The sequence below is a fragment of the Pedobacter sp. genome (assembly GCF_046462515.1).
Taxonomy (GTDB): domain Bacteria; phylum Bacteroidota; class Bacteroidia; order Sphingobacteriales; family Sphingobacteriaceae; genus Pedobacter.
In genome coordinates this window covers 134,538-155,604 of record NZ_JBKGVD010000008.1, presented here as the reverse complement: position 1 = coordinate 155,604, position 21,067 = coordinate 134,538, and the positions used below count along the sequence as shown (strand labels likewise).

The 21,067-nt window shown below is 35.6% G+C and carries 16 protein-coding genes; 7 read left to right on the top strand and 9 right to left on the bottom strand.

The genetic code is table 11. The features are described 5' to 3' along the window. Positions 1-2: 2 nt before the first annotated feature. Entirely contained in the window at positions 3-872 is an 870-nt protein-coding gene (locus ACLHG9_RS08650; protein WP_410221101.1) for an energy transducer TonB, read from the bottom strand. Positions 873-1,087: 215 nt separating this feature from the next. On the opposite strand from ACLHG9_RS08650, the gene ACLHG9_RS08645 reads away from it, so the two are divergent. Beyond that, a complete protein-coding gene (locus ACLHG9_RS08645) occupies positions 1,088-3,274 on the top strand; it encodes a glutamine synthetase III (RefSeq protein ID WP_410221100.1) in 2,187 nt (728 codons plus the stop codon). A 245-nt stretch (positions 3,275-3,519) separates the two neighbouring features. Then, positions 3,520-4,698, top strand: coding sequence for an AIR synthase related protein (locus ACLHG9_RS08640; protein ID WP_410221099.1), 1,179 nt, complete (start codon positions 3,520-3,522; stop codon positions 4,696-4,698). Positions 4,699-4,990: 292 nt separating this feature from the next. Here the strand turns inward: ACLHG9_RS08640 and ACLHG9_RS08635 are convergent, their stop codons facing one another. Next, a complete protein-coding gene (locus ACLHG9_RS08635; protein WP_410221098.1) occupies positions 4,991-8,347 on the bottom strand; it encodes a carboxypeptidase regulatory-like domain-containing protein in 3,357 nt (1,118 codons plus the stop codon). 315 nt (positions 8,348-8,662) lie between these two features. Here ACLHG9_RS08635 and lpdA point away from each other — a divergent pair, with 315 nt between their 5' ends. Together lpdA and ACLHG9_RS08625 are read left to right on the top strand one after the other, a co-directional pair. Further along, positions 8,663-10,051: a dihydrolipoyl dehydrogenase gene (lpdA, locus tag ACLHG9_RS08630; RefSeq protein WP_410221097.1), complete on the top strand. Its 1,389-nt coding sequence runs from the start codon at positions 8,663-8,665 to the stop codon at positions 10,049-10,051. Positions 10,052-10,159: 108 nt separating this feature from the next. Next, entirely contained in the window at positions 10,160-10,999 is an 840-nt protein-coding gene (locus ACLHG9_RS08625) for an MBL fold metallo-hydrolase (RefSeq protein ID WP_410221096.1), read from the top strand. A gap of 44 nt (positions 11,000-11,043) precedes the next feature. On the opposite strand, the gene ACLHG9_RS08620 is transcribed toward ACLHG9_RS08625, so the two are convergent. Further along, the gene (locus ACLHG9_RS08620) at positions 11,044-11,643 is read right to left on the bottom strand and encodes a hypothetical protein (protein WP_410221095.1); all 600 of its coding nucleotides are present in this window, start codon (positions 11,641-11,643) and stop codon (positions 11,044-11,046) included. Between the two features lie 74 nt (positions 11,644-11,717). On the opposite strand from ACLHG9_RS08620, the gene ACLHG9_RS08615 reads away from it, so the two are divergent. Next, a complete protein-coding gene (locus ACLHG9_RS08615; protein ID WP_410221094.1) occupies positions 11,718-12,980 on the top strand; it encodes an anthranilate synthase component I family protein in 1,263 nt (420 codons plus the stop codon). A 22-nt stretch (positions 12,981-13,002) separates the two neighbouring features. On the opposite strand, the gene ACLHG9_RS08610 is transcribed toward ACLHG9_RS08615, so the two are convergent. The 4 genes from ACLHG9_RS08610 to ACLHG9_RS08595 are packed head-to-tail and all read right to left on the bottom strand — an operon-like array spanning position 13,003 to position 15,868. After that, positions 13,003-13,818 (bottom strand): M48 family metallopeptidase, encoded by an 816-nt coding sequence (locus ACLHG9_RS08610; RefSeq protein ID WP_410221093.1) that lies wholly within the window; start codon positions 13,816-13,818, stop codon positions 13,003-13,005. A gap of 56 nt (positions 13,819-13,874) precedes the next feature. Then, complete coding sequence (gene plsY / locus ACLHG9_RS08605) at positions 13,875-14,522, bottom strand: glycerol-3-phosphate 1-O-acyltransferase PlsY (protein WP_410221092.1); 648 nt, start codon at positions 14,520-14,522, stop codon at positions 13,875-13,877. 58 nt (positions 14,523-14,580) lie between these two features. After that, a complete protein-coding gene (nadC, locus tag ACLHG9_RS08600; RefSeq protein WP_410221091.1) occupies positions 14,581-15,423 on the bottom strand; it encodes a carboxylating nicotinate-nucleotide diphosphorylase in 843 nt (280 codons plus the stop codon). A 46-nt stretch (positions 15,424-15,469) separates the two neighbouring features. Beyond that, positions 15,470-15,868, bottom strand: a complete 399-nt coding sequence (locus ACLHG9_RS08595) for a DUF4783 domain-containing protein (protein WP_410221090.1) — start codon at positions 15,866-15,868, stop codon at positions 15,470-15,472. Positions 15,869-16,015: 147 nt separating this feature from the next. Between ACLHG9_RS08595 and gpmI the strand changes: the two genes are divergently transcribed. After that, positions 16,016-17,536 carry a 2,3-bisphosphoglycerate-independent phosphoglycerate mutase gene (gene gpmI / locus ACLHG9_RS08590; protein WP_410221089.1) on the top strand — a complete coding sequence of 507 codons (1,521 nt, stop codon included), beginning with the start codon at positions 16,016-16,018 and terminating at the stop codon, positions 17,534-17,536. An 8-nt stretch (positions 17,537-17,544) separates the two neighbouring features. After that, positions 17,545-18,069: a hypothetical protein gene (locus ACLHG9_RS08585; protein ID WP_410221088.1), complete on the top strand. Its 525-nt coding sequence runs from the start codon at positions 17,545-17,547 to the stop codon at positions 18,067-18,069. 39 nt (positions 18,070-18,108) lie between these two features. Here the strand turns inward: ACLHG9_RS08585 and ACLHG9_RS08580 are convergent, their stop codons facing one another. Continuing rightward, the gene (locus tag ACLHG9_RS08580; protein ID WP_410221087.1) at positions 18,109-20,055 is read right to left on the bottom strand and encodes an OmpA family protein; all 1,947 of its coding nucleotides are present in this window, start codon (positions 20,053-20,055) and stop codon (positions 18,109-18,111) included. A 20-nt stretch (positions 20,056-20,075) separates the two neighbouring features. Continuing rightward, complete coding sequence (locus ACLHG9_RS08575; protein ID WP_410221086.1) at positions 20,076-21,062, bottom strand: type IX secretion system membrane protein PorP/SprF; 987 nt, start codon at positions 21,060-21,062, stop codon at positions 20,076-20,078. Positions 21,063-21,067: the final 5 nt, after the last annotated feature.

Sequence of the window (21,067 nt, the reverse complement as noted above, 5' to 3'; positions counted from 1 at the left end):
AATTAATTAGCTAAAGTATAACTGATCGGCATATTGTATCTTACTCTAACAGCCGTATTGTTCTGTTTTCCTACCTGCCATTTCGGAGATTTTTTAATTACCCTTACAGCTTCTTCATCGCAACCATAGCCAATACCTTTAAGAACCTTAACATCGGTTATAGAGCCATCTTTTTCAATTACAAAACTTAAATATACTTTGCCTTGTACTCCTTCTTCCTGTGCCATCACCGGATATCTTAAATTACGCTGTATGTATTTTGCCCAGGCATTCATTCCTCCCGGAAATTCTGGGTAAACATCTATACCTGTACCATCATAAATTGTATTGCTTTTCCCTCCTAATCCACTTTCATCTGTACCACCTCCATTTCCTACTTTAGCTGGGGTAACCGCTATATTACCTTTATTTTCTTCACCATTTTGAGTAACAGATCCTATAACAGCTTTATCCAATTCAGAAGTTAAAGGCGGAACATCAGTTACCATTTCATCCTTCACCACATTAATATTGCTACTCAAATTAACCGTCTTTTGAACTTTAACCGGAGCTGCCTTAGGGGTTTCTATTTTTTTAGATTTAGAATCTGGTTTTTCTTTTTTATCCTCTATCTTTTTAGGCACTATAGTTATATCTCTAATAATCATGTCATCTTGCTGAGATACAGGTTTAACTTCCTTAACTCTATACTTGTTATAAATTACAGGTACCAAGAATAAGAATATAAAAAACGAAGCAGCAATTAAAAAAGCTTTAACCAGCATTAATGATGATTGTTTTCTTAAAACATAAGCACCGTAACTTTTATTTCTGTTGGCAAATACAAGAGCAAGCCACTCGCTGTTGTATAAATTTGAGGTTTTGTTAAACATAGCGTTCATATTTTTCCATATGATGCTTATCTTTTATTTTTCCATAAATAACAATTAATTTAATTTCCTCATCCAAAAACATAGATTCTATATTTAAAAGCAATAATTAATAATAAATAATAAACATTTTAAGAATATTAACACAAAAATACATACAACTTAAAGTATTTAATATTTATTTTTGTTAAAATTTTAACTAAAACCACCAAAATCAAATGAAAAATCTAAGAACAATAGCTGTAAAAGAAGCACAAAACAGAATTACACCAGAAATAAAGTTGAATTCTGCAAAAATTTCGAGTTTTTTTGGCTCAAATGTGTTCGACAGAAAGAAAATGAAAGAATATCTCTCAAAAGATGTATTCCAAAAACTAATGTCGGCCATTAACCATGGCGAAGTTCTTAACCAGGAAGATGCTAATCAAATAGCCGCAGCTATGAAAGCTTGGGCTATGGAAAAAGGAGTGACCCACTATACACACTGGTTTCAACCGCTTACAGGCTCAACTGCCGAAAAGCATGATTCTTTCTTTGAGCCGAGTGGTGATGGTCCTATAGAAGTTTTTGCAGGGAGTGCCTTAGTACAGCAGGAACCAGATGCTTCAAGCTTTCCTAACGGTGGTATTCGTAATACATTTGAGGCAAGAGGTTATACTGCATGGGATCCTACTTCTCCTGCTTTTATTATGGAAAATAAAGCCGGTAAAACGCTATGTATTCCTACTGTATTTGTTTCATATACCGGCGAAGCTTTAGATTATAAAGCTCCTTTATTAAAAGCAGTAGCTGCAATAGATAAAGCCGCAGTAGAAGTTTGCCAATATTTTGATAAAGGCGTTACTAAAGTAAATGCTTCTTTAGGCATTGAACAAGAATATTTCTTAGTTGATCTGGCTCTTTATAACGCACGTCCTGATATGGTTTTTGCTGGCCGCGCAATATTTGGACGTATGTCTGCCAAAGGACAGCAATTAGAAGATCATTATTTCGGTTCTATTCCTGAGCGTGTTTTTGCCTACATGGTAGATTTTGAAAACGAGGCATTAAAATTAGGTATTCCTTTAAAAACCCGTCATAATGAAGTAGCCCCCTCTCAGTTTGAATGTGCGCCAATCTACGAGGAAATTAATCTGGCCATAGACCACAACCAATTATTGATGGATTTGATGGAAAAAGTAGCCCGCCGACATAACTTTAAAGTTTTATTACATGAAAAACCTTACGCAGGCATCAATGGTTCTGGTAAGCACAACAACTGGTCGTTAATTACCGATACAGGGAAAAATCTGTTGGCCCCCGGTAAAACACCTAAAAATAATTTAATGTTCTTAACTTTTTTCGTGAATACAATTAAGGCTGTTCATGAACATGCCGATTTGTTAAGAGCAAGCATCGCTTCTGTAAGTAACGATCACCGTTTAGGTGCTAATGAAGCTCCTCCCGCTATTATTTCAATTTTTCTGGGCTCTCAATTAAATGATGTATTAGATGAAATAGAAAGCTCAAGAGCGATTATTAATAAAGTTAAAAAAGAAGACAATCTTTGGTTAGGTATTCCTAAAATACCTCAAATCGCGTTAGATAATACAGATCGTAACAGAACTTCTCCTTTTGCATTTACAGGCAATAAGTTCGAGTTAAGGGCTGTAGGGTCATCTGCCAACTCATCTGCTTCAATGACAGTCTTAAATGCAATCGTTGCCGATCAATTGAATAAGTTCAAGCTTGAAGTTGATAAACTGATCAAAAAAGGTGAGAAAAAAGATGTTGCCATTTTAACGATTATCCGTAAGTACATCAAAGAATCTAAAAATATCCGTTTTGAAGGTAATGGTTACAGCGATGAGTGGGCAGCAGAGGCACAAAGCAGAGGTTTATCAAACATCAAAACCACACCTAAGGCTTTGGATGCGTACGTGAGTGAAAAAACAATGGATCTTTTCTCTTCTTTAAATATATTTAGTAAAAGAGAATTACATGCCCGCCATGAAATTATGCTGGAGAATTTTTACAAAAAACTACAGATCGAAGCCCGCGTTATGGGCGATGTGACCAATAGCCAAATTATACCAGCCGTAATAGAATATCAGAATAAGCTGATTGAAAACGTAAAAGGGCTAAAAGAAATAGGATTAAATAACGATGCGATAGCTGCGCCTTTAAGCATTATTAATAAAATATCAGGTTATTTAGGTGTGCTTAAAAATACCATCGATACCATGCTCGAAGAACGCAAAAAAGTAAACAAAATTGAAGACAGCAGAGAGAAAGCCATTGCTTATGATGAAAAAGTTAAGGTTTATTTTGACGCCATCCGTTACAATGCCGACAAGCTTGAACAAATAGTAGATGACAGCATTTGGCCACTACCTAAATTCAGAGAATTATTATTCTTAAAATAAGTTCAAACAGAAATTTTAAAATTTTAAATGAGGTGCAGAGTAATTTTTGCGCCTCATTATTTTAATACACACGTTAGGCATATTCTAAAAAACAACTTATCTAACAACTTCATCCTATATCTTTCCTGCTATATATCACTTCTGTAACCTTGTAACTTTCAAATATTACAAGTCTCAACAATTTAACATTTCAACCCATTTAATCATTTAACCTTCCACCTTAAAAAGCTATCTTTGCAGCAATTATGAGTAACGAGAGATATAATCAGCGTGGCGTATCTGCTTCAAAAGAAGATGTACACGCAGCAATCAAAAATATCGATAAAGGAATTTTCCCCCAGGCTTTTTGCAAAATTATCCCTGATATACTGTCAGGCGACCCTTCTTATTGCAATATTATGCATGCCGATGGTGCCGGCACAAAATCTTCTTTAGCTTATACTTATTGGAAAGAAACCGGAGATTTATCTGTTTGGAAAGGTATAGCACAAGATGCTATCATCATGAATATTGATGATCTAATCTGTGTGGGCGCTACAGAGAACATCCTGCTTTCGTCAACTATCGGCCGTAATAAAAATCTGATTCCGGGCGAAGTAATTGCTGCTATTATTAACGGAACGGAAGAAATTTTGGCAGAGTTGAGAAATTTAGGTATTTCTATTTACTCTACAGGTGGAGAAACAGCCGATGTAGGCGATTTAGTAAGAACCATTATTGTAGATTCTACTGTAACCTGTCGCATGAAACAGGAGGATGTAATTAGCAATCACAACATCAAACCCGGAGATGTAATTGTAGGCCTAGCATCTTATGGCCAGGCCAGCTATGAAAAAGAATACAATGGCGGCATGGGATCAAATGGATTAACTTCTGCCCGTCACGATGTTTTCAGTAAAGATGTAGCTCAAAAATACCCGGAGAGCTTTGACCCTGGAGTGCCTTTTGATTTGGTATTTTCTGGCCATAAAAAATTGACAGATCTCGTTCAGATTAATGATACAGAAAGTGTCACTGCCGGAAAACTGGTGTTGTCTCCTACCCGTACATACGCACCCGTAATTAAGCGGGTATTGGATAAATACCGTAAGCAAATTAACGGTATTGTACATTGCAGTGGTGGTGCGCAAACCAAAGTATTGCATTTTATCAATGATGGCGTTCATGTGATCAAAGATAATCTCTTTCCTATCCCCCCTCTTTTTAAATTGATCCACGAGCAATCGGGTACCGATTGGAAAGAAATGTACAAAGTATTCAATATGGGGCATCGTATGGAAATTTATTGCCCTGAAGAAATTGCTCAGGATATCATCAATATTTCTCAAAGTTTTAATATTGAGGCCCAACTTATAGGTCGTGTGGAAGAAGGTAGTAAGCAAGTAAGTCTAAAAAGCGAGTTTGGCGAATTTATCTACACATAAGTATGATTAAAATCTTATTATAAAGCTCAGGAATATGTGTTTCTGAGCTTTTTTATTTAAAAGGGAATCTTCTTAAATGAGAAAAATTATGAGGTTCATACTACAAACAACACTTCTTTATGTGCAATACAGTACGTCATGTTGAACTAGTTTTAGTATCGGTTCGAGAAACAAAAAGCCTGAATTGAATTTACTTACGTGGCTTTTCGCTTCGCTATAAATCAGGATGGACATAAATATAAAAAAGCCCCGATGAAATTCATCGGGGCTTTTTGTATTAACTTAACTAATATTAGTTAAAAGCATATTTTAAACCAAACTGCATATAGTAAGTTGATGAAATACTGGTATTAATTCTGTTAGATTCAGAAATTAATGCACCACTTACAGTATTCAGATTGATTGTTGGTTTTGTTGTACCTCCAGGAGTTAAAGAAGATATGTTAGTAACACTTAAGATATTGTTGTTATTAATTGTATAAGCTCCCCATTTAGAGTTAATTAGGTTACCTACATTGAAAATATCAAAATAAATTTCTAATGAATTTTTAACATTACCTATTTTTCTACCGAAAAGTTCTTGTGAGAATCTGAAATCAAACTGGTTTCTCCAAGGAGCAACCGCACCGTTTCTTTCAGCATACATACCTTTTCTTGAGCTTAGATATTTATCACTTTCAATCATGTTAAAGAATGCATCTTCTTGTTGTTGAGGTGTAAATGCACCATTCTGCACGAAAGTAATCTCCGAACGATCTTTAGGTACATAGATTAAGTCATTGTTCTGACCATCTCTGTTAAGATCATTTGAGTAGTAGTATGAGTATCTACCTTGTGATCCGCCTTGATAGAATAAGGTCATTCCTGTTTTTAATCCTTTAATCCATTCTGCTTTATAGCTAACACTACCTACAACTCTGTGAGGAATTACGTTAGAAGTATAGCTTAACTCAGGATTGTTTGAATTACCGTTATATTGGTAAGGCAAGCTCCATAAGTTCACAATCTGGTCACCAGATTGGTCTCCAAAGTTTTTAGCATAGCTATAAGTATAAGCTGCAGTTACTTCCCAGTTATTACCAAATGGTTTAGTCAATTGGAAACTGCTAGAGAAATAGTCGCCTCCTTTAGCATTATCCATTACGATAGCATCAAAGTTACCAGTACCTGTACTGCTAATTTGACCACTATTTAATCTGTTAATGTATCTTAAAGGAACATTTCTATATGGATCTCCGACTGCTGTAGGAGTTGCCGGATATATCATTCTATTATCTGGATAACCTGCAATATTTAATGGTTGAGGATCAACCAAGTTAGCATTACGTGCATAAACAGCATTGATATCTTTACCATAAATCAACTCAACAGTACCTACAAAACCAAATGGTAGTTTAGCATCTAAACCTAAGCTTGATTTCCATTGTTGTGGAAATTTCAAATCAGGTGACATTGCTGATATACTTGAAGGAATAGAAGCACCTGCAGTTGGCAATGTAGATGGGTACATCTCCTTGTAATTAGGGTTAAAGTTTGGCATATTCGATGGTATGGTAATCGCGCCGGTAGTTGAGTTATAATTAGAACTAATGCTCTGAGTAAATTGCAACATACCTGCATCACCAGACTGAGCAACAATCCATACAAAAGGAATACGGCCTGTAAAGATACCTGAACCACCACGCAATTGTAAGCTTCTGTCGCCTAAGATGTCATAGTTAAAGCCAATACGTGGAGAAAACATTAATCTTGCTTTAGGTAAAGTACCTGTATTAATCGTTTCGCCTCCATTAAAGCTAGCAGCTGCTACTAAAGGGTGGGTTTTGATTTCGCTAACATCAGGATAAGTAGGTAATTCTAATCTTAAACCTAAAGTTACTTTTAACTTATCGTTAAATGAAATCTCATCTTGACCATAAGCAGACAACTGGAAGAACTTAAAGCTTGGGAAAGCCTGAGAACCATCAGCTGTTAATGGATAAGTTAAAGCAAAGTTGATTGGTTTTTGGTTAGTGATGAAATCATTCCAGCTGTTAAATACATAATAACTTGTACCAAAACGTTGGAAACCATTTTTTACTTTACTCCACTCTACCTGTGCTCCTACTGTAAAATTATGCTTACCGGTAGCAAAAGTTAAATCATCATTGATTGTATAAGTCATTACATCTCTCAGGTTACCAAAAGTAAATGGCTCATAACCAAATGAAGTTAAAGTAGATAATTTTTTAGTAGTTGAATATTTTCCGTCAAGGATATCTACCAAAGGAAACTCTGCACCAGGAGAAGATCTAGGGTCGTTCTGATGAGCAAAAGAAGCTCTTAATGAATTGTTGAATTTACCAAAGTTAGAGTTCAACTCTGCAGTACCAGAATATAAGTTAGCTTCCTGGTAGTAGTTTGAGTTAAAGAAAGACATTGCATAAATACTTTGTCTGTTATCACCTGCATTAAAACCAGATCCTGAAGTAGAAGTACTGATTTGAGAAGGGCTTTTACTTTCTACCTGAGAATAGCGGATGTTAAATTTATGCTGTGTATTGATATTCCAGTCTAAACGAGCAAATATTTTATCGTTATTGCTGTTATTTGAATAGCCTTGATAAGGTCCGGTTTGGTAACCGTAATTATTTGCTAAATAACTGCTAACTCCATCCATAAAGGCAACAGATGGTCTTGCTATATTTAAAGATGCATTTTCTGTACCGTTGGCAGAAGCCACTTTGGTTGGTCCCGGTTCAACAGTTTTCTTCTTTTCAAAGTTAACAAAGAAGAATAATTTGTTTTTAATGATCGGGCCTCCTAAACTAAAACCGTATTGTTTTTCATCTAAAGCTTGAATATTAGTGATTACGTTATCACCAACACGCACGCCTTGTTGTTTTTCTGAACGGAAAGTATATAAAGCATTACCAAAGAAAGTGTTTTTACCTGATCTGGTTACAGCATTGATAGATGCACCTGTAAAACCAGTCTGACGAACGTCAAAAGGGGTTACGTTAACTGAAATTTCTTCTAATGCATCGATAGAAATTGGAGAACCATTGGCAGGAATGTTTTGCCCAATACCAAACTGGTTATTAAAGTTAGCACCATCTACCGTAAAATTATTTGCACGGTAAGATCCGCCACCTATACTTGTACCGTTAGCCTGAGGTGTTAAACGAGTAATATCGTTTACACTTCTTGTAATAGAAGGTAATTCTTCAATCTTAGCTCTTGAAATGATTGTTGATGCACCATTTCTTTTAGAGTTCATGATCGGATCGTTTTTACCTAAAACCACAACCTCACTTAAAACAGAAGAATTATCATCTAACTTAACATCTAAGTTAAAAGCCTCTCCTAATTTAAGATAAACATTATCAAACTTTTGTGTTTTGTAGCCTACAAAACTTACTTCAATTACATACGGTCCTCCAACACGCATATTACCGATAGTAAAACGTCCAGAGTTATTTGTAATAGTTCCATACACAGAACCCGTAGGTGTGTGAGTGGCTTTTACACTTGCTCCAGGCAAGGTCTCTTTCGAGTCCCGGATTGTACCAGTCATTGAAGATGTAGTAACCTGCGCATAAGCAAAACCGCAGAAAGCTACAAAAACAAGAACCAGCGATACAATCTTTAATTGTAAAGATTTTTTCATGCTCTTTAATTAATTTTTGTTTTGTTTTTTTGTTAAATTGTGTTAAAATTCCTTGCAAATTTAATTATTAAATTTAATTCGTTACGGAATTCCAATGTTAAATAATTATTAAATATATCATTAGTTATTCACAATTAACATAAAACATTAAACTAAAAAAGTACGCATATGACTTTTTTAATTTCATAAATAACGCTATCTACCATATTACACATTATTCCTCCTTATCAATACTGGAACACCTAATAGATTTAACCAACATTTTTTTTATTTTTGGCAAGTTATTTTAAGTAAAACCCCTCCTTAAATAGAGAAATGAATTACGATTTAATAGTTATAGGTAGCGGTCCTGGCGGATATGTTACTGCAATACGTGCTTCTCAATTAGGCTTAAAAACAGCCATTATTGAACGCGAATCTTTAGGTGGAATATGTCTTAACTGGGGCTGTATCCCAACTAAAGCCCTTTTAAAAAGCGCACAAGTTTTTGAATATATAAACCATGCTGCCGATTATGGAATACAAACCAGCGAGGCTAAAGCCGATTTTGAGGCAGTAGTTAAACGTAGTCGCGGAGTTGCCGAAGGTATGAGTAAAGGCGTTCAGTTTTTAATGAAAAAAAATAAAATTGACGTGATTATGGGCACCGGAAAAGTAAAACCGGGCAACAAAGTAGAAGTTAAAGCTGCTGATGGCACACAAAAAGAACTGAGTGCAAAACATATTATTATCGCAACTGGTGCTCGTTCCAGAGAATTACCTAATTTGCCTCAGGATGGTAAAAAAGTAATTGGTTACCGTCAGGCTATGGTATTGCCCCAACAACCAAAATCTATGGTGGTTGTAGGGTCTGGAGCTATTGGAGTTGAGTTCGCCTATTTTTATGCTACCATGGGTACAAAAGTTACCATTGTAGAGTTTATGGAGAATATTGTTCCGGTAGAGGATGAAGATGTATCTAAACAATTGCTACGCAGCTTAAAGAAAACCGGTATCGATATCATGACTTCTTCAAGTGTTGAAAGCGTTGATACCAGTGGTTCAGGTTGTAAAGTACAAATAAAAACTGCCAGTGGTATTCAAACTATTGAGTGTGATGTTGTACTTTCTGCTGCAGGTGTGGTTGCTAACATAGAGAACATTGGTTTGGAAGAAGTGGGTATTAAAACCGATAAAGGAAAAATTGTAGTAGATCAATATTACAATACCAGTGTTAAAGGCTATTATGCTATTGGAGATGTTGTTCCAGGTCAGGCATTAGCGCACGTAGCTTCTGCAGAAGGCATCATTTGTGTAGAGAAAATTGCAGGCATGCATGTTGAACCTTTAGATTACAATAATATTCCGGGATGTACTTACTGTTCGCCAGAAATTGCATCTGTAGGTTATACAGAAAAAGCAGCAAAAGCAGCAGGCTATGAGCTTAAAATTGGTAAATTTCCATTTTCTGCATCAGGTAAGGCAAGTGCAGCCGGCGCTAAAGATGGTTTTGTAAAATTGATTTTTGATGCTAAATATGGGGAATTGTTAGGTGCTCACATGATTGGGGCTAACGTAACCGAAATGATTGCTGAGATTGTGGTTGCCCGTAAACTGGAAACTACAGGTCACGAAATGATCAAATCTGTACACCCTCACCCTACCATGAGCGAGGCGATTATGGAAGCCGCAGCAGATGCATACGGAGAAGTAATACACTTATAAAATTAATTGTTAAACTGTTGGAATTGGTTAATTGTTATATAACAATTAACCAATTTTGTTTTATATATATTAGTTAAATAATTTTAAATTCATCTTTAACTAAATAAAATGAAACTATATACTATAGAAACAGGTTTTTTTAAATTAGACGGAGGTGCCATGTTTGGTGTGGTTCCCAAATCTATCTGGCAAAAAACCAACCCGGCCGATGCCAATAATATGTGTACATGGGCAATGCGATCTTTATTGATCGAAGATGGTAATCGCCTAATCTTGATAGATAACGGCATAGGAAATAAACAAGATGATAAATTTTTTAGTCATTATTACCTGCATGGTGATGACAGTTTAGACAAATCTTTAGCTGCTAAAGGCTTTCACAAATCTGATATTACCGATGTTTTTCTGACCCATCTTCACTTTGACCATTGCGGAGGAGCTATAGAACGTGAAGGCGATAAACTTGTTCCGGCATTTAAAAATGCGGTTTACTGGAGCAATGAACAGCACTGGGAATGGGCTGTACACCCTAATGCCAGAGAAAAAGCTTCTTTCCTGAAAGAAAATATTTTACCTATACAGGAAAGTGGACAGTTAAAATTTATTCCTACACAAAACAATGTAAAGTTCCATCAGGATATCAATATCCGTTTTGCCTACGGACACACGGATGCCATGATGTTGCCTCAATTACAATATAAGGATAAGACTATTGTATATATGGCTGATCTTTTACCTTCAACAGGACATATTCCGCTACCTTATGTGATGGCTTATGACATGTTTCCTTTGCAGACCCTAAAAGAAAAGAAAGACTTTTTAGAAGAAGCCGCACAGAACGAATATGTTCTCTTTCTGGAGCACGATCCTGTAAATGAATGCTGTACCTTACAACAAACCGAGAAAGGCATTCGCCTTAAGGATACCTTAAAGTTATCTGACATTTAATTTGATAAAAGCAGAAATACTGATTGAGTGTTTCTGCTTCTTAATTAGTTATCTTCTAAAAGGGTAACACAGTCTTTAGGTAATTTCTGTATCCTATGATCAAAATTAGCTAAGCCCTGTGCATCTTTGATCTGTATATATAAACGCTTTATAGCTTTCATCGTGTCTTCATCCTGGGTACAAGCATAATATTTTTCCAGATATGGAAGCGCTATATAAATTTGTTTTTTGTAAGCTTCAAAGGCATTTTTATTGGCTACAGCATCTTTTTTTGCCACAGCCTCATTTATCTTTGCCACATAAGGCGTAGCTTTAGCAATATAAATAAATCCAATAGCACGGTTCATCACTTCATAATTAGGTTCTTCGGGCTCTACTAAAAGATAGTATTTTAAAGCACTATCAGGCAGTTTCATTCTTTCAAAGTTCCTACCCATATAATATCTTATATTCATCAGTTGTTTCTTTGAAAGTAAGGAAGCGTTTTCCAGTAAAAGTCTACATCTTTGTTCATAAGATACATGATCTAAATTAGAATTTCTGAATACCTTAAAGCTATCATACATGTCTGTTATATTCTTTTGCGCAAAAGAAAGATTAACCAATATCATAAAAGTTAACAAGAGCAGCAGTTTATTTTTCATTTTCCTAAACTAAGCATTTTCTATTCATATTAAAATCTATTTTACATTCAGGCTTTTGTAAATTTGGGCAGAAAATGAATACTTCATCCCTAAATAACTTCAAACAGAAAGCCTTAAAATGGGCTAATAATTTTGATGTTTGCTGCTACTTTGATTCCAATCAATACCATGATCAGTACGGACATTTTGATTGCATCATTGCTGCAGGTGTAGAAAAAAAAATAAGCTTAAATAGCGGTAATGCCTTCCATGCATTAAAGATTTTTTATGAGAACCATAAAACCTGGCTTTTTGGTTTTTTAAGTTATGATCTTAAAAATGAAATAGAAGATCTAGCTTCTCTACATCCTGATCATTTGGGGTTTCCCGATCTGTTCTTTTTTATTCCAAAATATATCATTGGAATACAAAAGAATACTATGAAAATTTTAAAAGGCAGCCCTGATATCGTTGAAGCAATTACACAGGAAAAATCAGATAAAATAAATTTTTCTGATTCTATTGAAATTAAAAGTAGGCTTACCCGACAGCGGTATATTGAAAAAATAGATTATTTAAAGCAGCATATTTTACGTGGAGATATTTATGAAGTAAATTTTTGTCAGGAATTTTATGCAGACAACACTTCCATTGATCCTTTAGCCGTTTATCAGGAATTGAATGCAATATCTCCTACTCCTTTCTCTGGATATTTTAAAATAGAAGATAAATATATCATCTCTGCCACGCCTGAAAGATTTATATGCAAACGCAAAAACAAATTAATATCTCAACCTATTAAAGGAACTGCCAAGCGGCAAGACAACCAAGAATTAGACCTAAAGGCAAAAGCAGAATTGAAGAACGATCTAAAAGAACAGACTGAAAACGTAATGATTGTAGATCTGGTAAGAAATGACCTGACCAAATCCGCAACAAAAGGAACTGTGAAAGTAGAAGAGTTATTCGGAATTTATTCATTTCCACAGGTTCATCAAATGATTTCAACTATTAGCTGTGAATTAGATGAAAATATACATTTTGTAGATGCTTTAAAAAATGCTTTTCCTATGGGTTCAATGACAGGAGCTCCTAAATTAAGAGCTATGGAGCTGATCGATCAATATGAAGAAAGCAAAAGAGGAATTTATTCTGGTTCTTTTGGCTTCATAACACCTGAAGGAGACTGTGATTTTAATGTGGTAATCCGTACAATTTTATATAATAGCCTAAACCGTTACCTGTCTTTTCAGGTAGGGGGAGCAATTACTTATCAATGTACCGCTGAAAAAGAATATGAAGAATGCTTGTTAAAAGCATCTGCTATGATAAAGGTTTTAAAAGGGAGACTGTTCTAAAAAGATACAGTCTCCTGTTTTTTTATTTTCCTTTATAATATTTCATTGCCTCAGGCAAATCTCTCTGGATCTGCGCTATACGCGCATCATCTGTAGGGTGGGTACTTAAAAATACCGGAGGTTTAGACTGCCCTTTGCTTGCAGCAGCCATACGTTGCCAAAAAGCGACTGCACTTGTAGGATTGTAGCCTGCCATTGCCATAAAAGATAAACCCATTTTATCCGCCTCCAGTTCCTGACTTCTTGAGTTAGGCAAAATATACAAACCCTGTGCCCCTATTCCGTAAAGTTGATTTACAATAGCCTGGGTAGTTTGCGATTTGTTACTTGTAGCTGCTCCTATAACGGCTCCGCCTGTTTGAGCAAGCGTTAATTGTGAAGCTCGTTCTGCAGAGTGCTGGGCAATAGCGTGCGCTATCTCATGGCCCATTACAGTAGCTAAACCATTTTCATCTTTTGTTATAGGAAGGATGCCGGTATACACCGCTACCTTACCGCCAGGCATACACCAGGCATTTATCTCGTTGCTTTGGATCAGGTTAAACTCCCATTTATAATTTTTGATCTGATCTCCATAACCATTTTGATTCATATACTGTGTAACAGCCTGTGCGATTTTCTGGCCTACCCTTTTCACCATTTGCGCTTCCGCTGAAGATCCCGATACCACTTTTGTTGAAGGGTCACTAAGTAATTGCGCATATCCGATAGCGGCTTGTTGTTGTAACTGACTATCATCAACTATACTTAGTCTGCTTCTTCCTGTTAAAGGCACTGTAGAACATGATGCAAGACCCATTATTGCAACCGTGAAGCCTACAAAAATTATTTTTTTCATCGTTAAAATATGTAAGTGGTTAAAAATATACGCAAGATGTCCTAAAAACAGTAAACCTAACCAGTCTTTTTTTTAAATAGATAGACTTTAGATTCTTTGCCTTTCAAAAGTCGCTCAATGTTTTTCTGATGAGTAACCAAAATAAGCAGGCAAACGCAAATACTATATAGAACTTCTGCTTTAACAGAGGTATGAAAAACAAATACTATACCAATCGGGAAAGTAAATCCTGCACATATAGAACTCAAGGAAACGTATTTTGTGGTTAGTAAAACAATTACAAACACACTTACACATAGCATGGCTGCCGGAAAGTTCACTGCTAATATCATCCCAAATAGAGTAGCAACTCCTTTTCCTCCTCTAAATCCTGCAAATACAGGAAAAAGATGTCCCATAACAGCTATTACTCCTAAAGCCAGCTCGTAATTTACAAATTGTACTGAATGTTTAGGTCCGGTAACAGAAAGACCGATAAGATAAGCCAGTTTTGTAGCAGTAAAACCTTTTAAGATATCTATAGTCATTACAGCTATCCCTGGTTTTTTACCTAAAACCCTGAATGTATTTGTGGCTCCGGCGTTTCCGCTCCCATATTCGCGTACATCAACACCGTAAAAAGCCTGCCCCAACCATACTGCTGTTGGAATAGAACCTAACAAATATGCGCCCAAAAGAGCCGAAATAGAGTAGATTGAAATCATTTTTTACAATGATAATAAAATTTTAAAGTTTAAAATCCGTTTTTATCCAATTAAGATTTTAAAAAGCCTTTAAGCTTAAGTCTAAACTTTTTACCGAGTGTGTTAAGGCCCCCATTGATATGTAATCTACTCCGCATTGGGCGTAATCAACAACATTACTTTCTGTGATACCTCCTGATGCTTCTGTTAAGTATTTACCATTTACTTTTTGAACAGCTTCCTTAAGATCTGTTAAAGTAAAGTTATCTAACATGATCCGATCAATGTTACCTATTTCTAAAACCTCATTAAGCTCATTTAAGTTTCTAACTTCTACTTCTATCTGTAATTTTTTTTGATTTTTATCCAGATAAGCATGAGCTGCATTAATAGCATTGGCTATACCTCCGGCATAATCAACATGGTTATCTTTGATCAATATCATATCATATAAACCCGTTCTGTGATTTACACCTCCTCCTATCCTAACAGCCCATTTCTCTAAATAGCGCATGCCCGGAGTAGTTTTTCTGGTGTCAAGGATTTTGGTTTTATAAGGTTTAAGTAAGGATACGATTTTGTGCGTAACGGTAGCAATACCACTCATACGCTGCATACAGTTTAAAACTAAACGCTCGGCAAGTAAAATTGAATGTGTACTGCCTTTAACTGTAAAGGCTATATCCCCAACTTTTACTTCTTCCCCATCTTTGATTAGGGTTTCCATTTGAAGCTGAGGGTCTACTTCAATAAAAATTGCCTTAGCAAGTTCTACTCCGGCCAAAATACCATTTTCTTTAACTAATAATTTGGCCTTACCCTGAGTATTTAAAGGAATTGTAGAAAGAGATGTGTGGTCTCCGTCACCCACATCTTCAGCAATTGCATTCTTAATGAATTTCTGAATTAAAACGTTATCCAATACACTTTGATTTTGCTACAAAAATAACAAATTGATGGAGCAAACCTTATTCTTTATCAGGATCTATCCTTAACTCACTGATTAAAAATGCATTATAATTTTTCTTCATGGTAACCGTAACTCTGAATTTTCCGGTTTTGGTCTGTAACAGAAAAATTCCTAAACGGTAGTTCTGGCTGCTATTTAAGCGGTGAATAACGGTTACTTTATTAGGTGGATTTTTAATAAAAAAATCTTTTAAGATCTGTTCTGCCTGTGCTTTATTATATACATCTTCCTGGTCGATGATGATTAGTTCTACAGAAGTGGCAAATTCTTTTCCAATTTCTTTAGCATTGCCAGCTTTAAAATGGTTAGCTAATTCATCAATAATATCAGCCTGCATAAGCTGATACATTGGAATATGCAAAAGCAACACCAAAATTGAAACAATAGATTTCATCATTAAAAATAGTTTTCCCGTTTTATTGCAACTAAAATTATGCCATTTTTAACTATTAAATAGCTTTTCAATGCAAAGTAAATAATATTTTACATCTATATTTGTTTTATTCAATACTCTTAATTTTACTTTCACTCAAAATACATTGATATGTACGTAAAAAAACTTGTTTTATTGATACTTGACGGATGGGGTTACGGAAAAAAAGATAATTCTGACGCAACATATAAAGCTAATACACCTTTTTTTGATTCTTTAATAGCAAATTACCCGCACTCGAAGCTCGAAGCATCAGGCGAAGCCGTAGGATTACCCGCAGGTCAAATGGGAAACTCTGAAGTTGGACATATGAATTTAGGTGCCGGCAGAATAGTTTACCAGGAATTAGGTAGAATAAATAAATCTATACAAGATGGCTCATTCTTTAGCAATCCCGAACTTGTAAAAGCGTTTGACTATGCCAAAACAAATAACAAGTCTGTTCATTTTATAGGCCTAACCAGCAATGGTGGTGTACATGCGCATATAAATCATCTTAAAGCATTATGTGATGCAGCAAAGCAATATGATTTAAAAAATGTTTTCGTACACGCATTCTTAGATGGAAGAGATACCGATCCTACATCAGGTTTAGGTTTTATAAAAGAGCTTGACGATTATTTAAAAACATCAACAGGAAAAATTGCCAGTGTTATAGGAAGATATTATGCGATGGACAGAGACAATAGGTGGGAACGCGTAAAACTGACTTATGATTTAATGGTAAAAGGCATTGGCAAAGCAGTTCTTAATGTAGAAACAGCCATACAGCAATCTTACAATGAGGGCATAACTGATGAATTTGTTAAGCCTATTGTAATTACTGATGAGACAGGGACTCCTACTGCAACCATAAAGCCCGATGATGTGGTAATTTGTTTCAATTATCGTACAGATCGGGGAAGAGAAATCACCACTGCCTTAACGCAAAAGGATTTTGAGGCTTATGATATGTATAAGTTGCCATTGTACTATGTTACCATGACCACTTATGATGAGAACTTTGAGCATATTAAAGTTATTTTTACCAAAGACGATCTGAGCAACACTTTAGGTGAAGTTTTAGCTGTTCATCATAAAAACCAAATCAGAATAGCCGAAACAGAAAAATACCCGCATGTAACTTTCTTCTTTTCGGGCGGGCGTGAAAAAGAATTTGAGAATGAAAAACGAATATTGATTCCCTCGCCAAAAGTAGCTACTTACGATCTGCAACCTGAAATGAGCGCCGATGGAATAACTCAGGCTATTTTACCTGAGCTTAAAAGCAAATGGGCCGATTTTATCTGCTTAAATTTTGCAAATCCTGATATGGTGGGCCACACAGGAGTATTTGGCGCTGTTGTAAAGGCCGTTGAAACTGCTGACCGCTGTATGAAACAAGTGGTTGAAACCGGCATTGCCAATGGCTATTCTTTTATCATTTTAGCTGATCATGGAAATGCAGAATTTATGATCAATGAAGATGGTTCTGTAAACACGGCACATACCACTAATTTAGTTCCATGTATCTTAATTGACCAAGATTACAAGCATATTAAAGATGGAAAACTAGGAGATATCGCTCCAACGGTTTTAAAAATTATGGGCATAAAAGCTCCGTCTGAAATGACTGGTAATTGTTTAATCTAAAAATTAAAATGCGTTTTATACCTGTTATCGTAATTGTCCTGCTTCTGGGTTGTAATACAAATCAGGAAGTTCTGCCCCGGCAGGAGGCTCTTTATTTTGATATACCAAGCTATTTTAAAGGCGAAGTTCAGAAGTTATCTATCCGAAAAGCACCTATACATAAACAGGTTTGGATTAATGGTACGCAAGAAAATAAGGATATTGATATAAAAGACTGGAAAACAGAACTGAACATGTTTGTTAACGCAGATATCAATAAAACCTCATGGAAAGGTCTTTTTAAAGAAGATAAAACCGGTGATAGTTTAATCTATACGTCAGTCAGCACCAATATTCCAGTGAAAAAACTGATTGTAGAAAAAGTAGGTACTTACATTAAAGGAATCTCAATCTTTATCAACGAAGATAATTATCTCTATAAAAAACAAGATAGCCTTTATTATTATCCTGATAGTTTATATGAGATAAACAGCCGACAAAAAGTAACCTTATTAAAGGAAAAGCATTATAAGATTTCAGGACATTTGAAATAACTAAAAAGCCCCAATTAGGGGCTTTTATTTTTTAGGAATTTATTCCAGTATTTTTATTTCGGTTCTACGGTTAAGCTGGTGCTCCTCCGGAGTACATTTTACACCATTGACACACTTGTTCACCAACTGGGTTTCTCCATAACCTTTGGCAGTAATTCTATTTTTGTTAACGCCTTTACTTATGATGTAATTTACTGCAGAACGTGCTCTTCGTTGTGATAGGTCCAGATTATAAATATCCGGACCGCGGCTATCTGTATGTGAACCTAATTCTACTTTCATTTCAGGATATTCTTTAAGTATAGCAACAAGCTTATCTAATTCTATGGCTGCATCAGGCCTAATGTTATCCTTATCAAAATCGTAGTAAATGTTCTGTACCTTAAAGCTTTTATTTACTGGGATAAGGCTAAGGAAAAAGTCTTTATCTATGCTTTTATTTGTTGTTGTAAAAGTGGTATCTCCTTCATTAAACAATGTTTTTTTCGCTTTTAGATTGTAATTACTATTTTCCTGAATTGGAAATTTATAATAACCTGTTTCATCTGTTGTTATATTTTTCTCCAGTCCGTCTGCTCCCGTTATTTTTACCTGTGCATTATTAAGTGGTTTACGCGTACGCTCATCATAAACAATTCCTTTTACATATATATATTGTAATACAGGTACAATGGCTTCATTAAAGCTATAAATATCATCTGAGCCTTTTCCTTTCATCCTGTTAGAGGAGAAATATCCACTCCAAGCTCCTGTAAGCTTTTCTACAGAAAAAGCAAAGTCATCTTGTGGTGTGTTGTAAGGATAGCCCATATTCTGAATTTGCCATGTACCATTTCGATGAACCGCTTTGTAAATATCAAGATCGCCCATACCTATCCTACCATTGGTAGAAAAATACAGTACATCTTCTGATAAAAAATAAGGGGTTCTTTCATCTCCAGAAGTATTTAATGCTTCTATATTTTCCGGTTTAGACCAGGTTCCATCATTGTTTCTTATGGTTTTATAAATATCCAAGCCTCCTTTTCCTCCCGGCATATCAGATACAAAATACAAGGTATTACCATCTTCCATTAAAAACGGATCACCAACTGAATAAGCATTAATGTTATTATAAGGAAAAGCTACCGGCTTAGTCCATGTTCCGTCATCCTGCAAGCGAGCGCTATATATTTCTACATTTACTGTTCCTATTCTAAGTTTTGTTTTGTCAAAAGTTAAATCTTTAGCTATCCGGGTTAGCGAAAAAAATACTTCTTTACCATCTTTTGAAAAAGTTGGCATTCCTATATGATAATCGGTTTCTGTGTTAAGAGGAAATGAACTGATCTGGTGATCTTTACCTGCATATAATAGTTTAAGGTAATTCTCCCCCGTCCAACTGTAATAGTTCCTGTCTGGATAATTCCCCTTATCAAACCTTAAAATACCTTTTTTATTTTTTTGTGTATCGTTATCAGGCAATACCCTGTCTGAAACGAATACAAGACCATCTTTATACTTTACTGCCCCATATTCGGTATAATTAGTATTTATGGCTGTTATATTTTCTATGTTCACTTTCTTAGGATTTGCCATCCACAACAGTGCAGAATCACAGGATTTTAACCAAAGATCCTGATTAGCTATAGGTATATTTCCTACTTTTTGAATATATTGCTGATAAGCTGCCTTTGCTTCGGTATATTTAGAATTATTTTGTAAAGCCTTGGCATAAGCCAATAACAGATCTGTTCCTGCATCTGGAAAAGTGAGTGCTTTTGCATACCATTTTTCTGTTTCTTCGTACTCTTTATTTTTCTCACTGCTTATGGCCAGTTGTTTAGCTGTATAAAGCGTTTCTTTCTTTTTAAAAGCCTGTTCATACAGCGTTTTTGCTTTGGCATACTGATATAACTTAAACTGTTTATCGGCCTGATTAAGGATGTATTGCCCTTTTGATACCACTGCAAAACTCATTAAGAATGCTATATATATGTATTTCATCTTTTTCATTTAATGGTTGGTTAAAAATACCTTGGTGTTAACATCCTCACGTTTTTATTTCTGAAGAAATAACCTATGGATATTTCATGCGTAGAACCCGCATAGTTTTTTAGTTTTCCTAATGAATAATCATAGGCATAGCCTATTCTCCACCTATCACTTGGAAAAATTTCTATTGCGCCTACCAGTGCACTTTGCTTTACCAGATCTTTTTGCAGATGTGATTTATCATAAAGTTTAACGGCCGTTCTGTACGAACCTCCCACCCAAAGTTTATCATTAAATATCAGAAAGGCATTGATATCTAATGAAGTAGGCCCTGCAAGGTCATCTTTGATCAGGAAAGAAGGTTTTAAAACCATTTCTCTTGAAAAAGGCACTAGCATACCTGCAGTAAGAAAGATATGTTCTTTAGGTTGCGGAATATACGCGTAACGGGTTACATCTATGTATTTCGAAATTAGATTGTCTACCGAAAACCCTGCATAATATCTATCGTCTGAATAAAAAACGCCAATACGGGCATCAGGCATTACTGAATACTGCGAACTTACCGGTTGGTTAATTTCAGGATCATTGGGATTTAGTTTACTGCCGTCTATCCCTAGTTGTATTACCCCTAAACCTACACCAAAAGCGAGTCTTGAAGAACCGTCGGCATTCATTTTTAAACGGTAAGCGTAGTTGGCATAAGCAGCCAGATTTTGCTGGGCTCCCAGTTTATCACTTGATAATTGCAAGGCCAACCCAACTTTTCTTTCATTTGCCGTAGCATCTATGGCCAGCGACATGCTTTTAGGTGCGCCTTCTACCCCTGTCCATTGGTTTCTATAGAAAGCATGCGCATTGAGCTGTTCACGGTAACCTGCATAAGCTGGATTGATATATATTCCGTTAAACATATATTGGCTGTATTGCGCATCCTGCTGTGCTTTAAGATCAGTCGCGAAAAACGTTATAGCGCTTATCATTAAAGCTATATTTAGTTTCATGTTTGTTCTTTTCATTTCAC

Coding starts and splice junctions, on each gene's coding strand:
- ACLHG9_RS08650 (WP_410221101.1), bottom strand. CDS start 872: ATGTTTAACAAAACCTCAAATTTATACAACAGCGAGTGGCTTGCTCTT.
- ACLHG9_RS08645 (WP_410221100.1), top strand. CDS start 1,088: ATGAAAAATCTAAGAACAATAGCTGTAAAAGAAGCACAAAACAGAATT.
- ACLHG9_RS08640 (WP_410221099.1), top strand. CDS start 3,520: ATGAGTAACGAGAGATATAATCAGCGTGGCGTATCTGCTTCAAAAGAA.
- ACLHG9_RS08635 (WP_410221098.1), bottom strand. CDS start 8,347: ATGAAAAAATCTTTACAATTAAAGATTGTATCGCTGGTTCTTGTTTTT.
- lpdA (WP_410221097.1), top strand. CDS start 8,663: ATGAATTACGATTTAATAGTTATAGGTAGCGGTCCTGGCGGATATGTT.
- ACLHG9_RS08625 (WP_410221096.1), top strand. CDS start 10,160: ATGAAACTATATACTATAGAAACAGGTTTTTTTAAATTAGACGGAGGT.
- ACLHG9_RS08620 (WP_410221095.1), bottom strand. CDS start 11,643: ATGAAAAATAAACTGCTGCTCTTGTTAACTTTTATGATATTGGTTAAT.
- ACLHG9_RS08615 (WP_410221094.1), top strand. CDS start 11,718: ATGAATACTTCATCCCTAAATAACTTCAAACAGAAAGCCTTAAAATGG.
- ACLHG9_RS08610 (WP_410221093.1), bottom strand. CDS start 13,818: ATGAAAAAAATAATTTTTGTAGGCTTCACGGTTGCAATAATGGGTCTT.
- plsY (WP_410221092.1), bottom strand. CDS start 14,522: ATGATTTCAATCTACTCTATTTCGGCTCTTTTGGGCGCATATTTGTTA.
- ACLHG9_RS08595 (WP_410221090.1), bottom strand. CDS start 15,868: ATGATGAAATCTATTGTTTCAATTTTGGTGTTGCTTTTGCATATTCCA.
- gpmI (WP_410221089.1), top strand. CDS start 16,016: ATGTACGTAAAAAAACTTGTTTTATTGATACTTGACGGATGGGGTTAC.
- ACLHG9_RS08585 (WP_410221088.1), top strand. CDS start 17,545: ATGCGTTTTATACCTGTTATCGTAATTGTCCTGCTTCTGGGTTGTAAT.
- ACLHG9_RS08580 (WP_410221087.1), bottom strand. CDS start 20,055: ATGAAATACATATATATAGCATTCTTAATGAGTTTTGCAGTGGTATCA.
- ACLHG9_RS08575 (WP_410221086.1), bottom strand. CDS start 21,062: ATGAAAAGAACAAACATGAAACTAAATATAGCTTTAATGATAAGCGCT.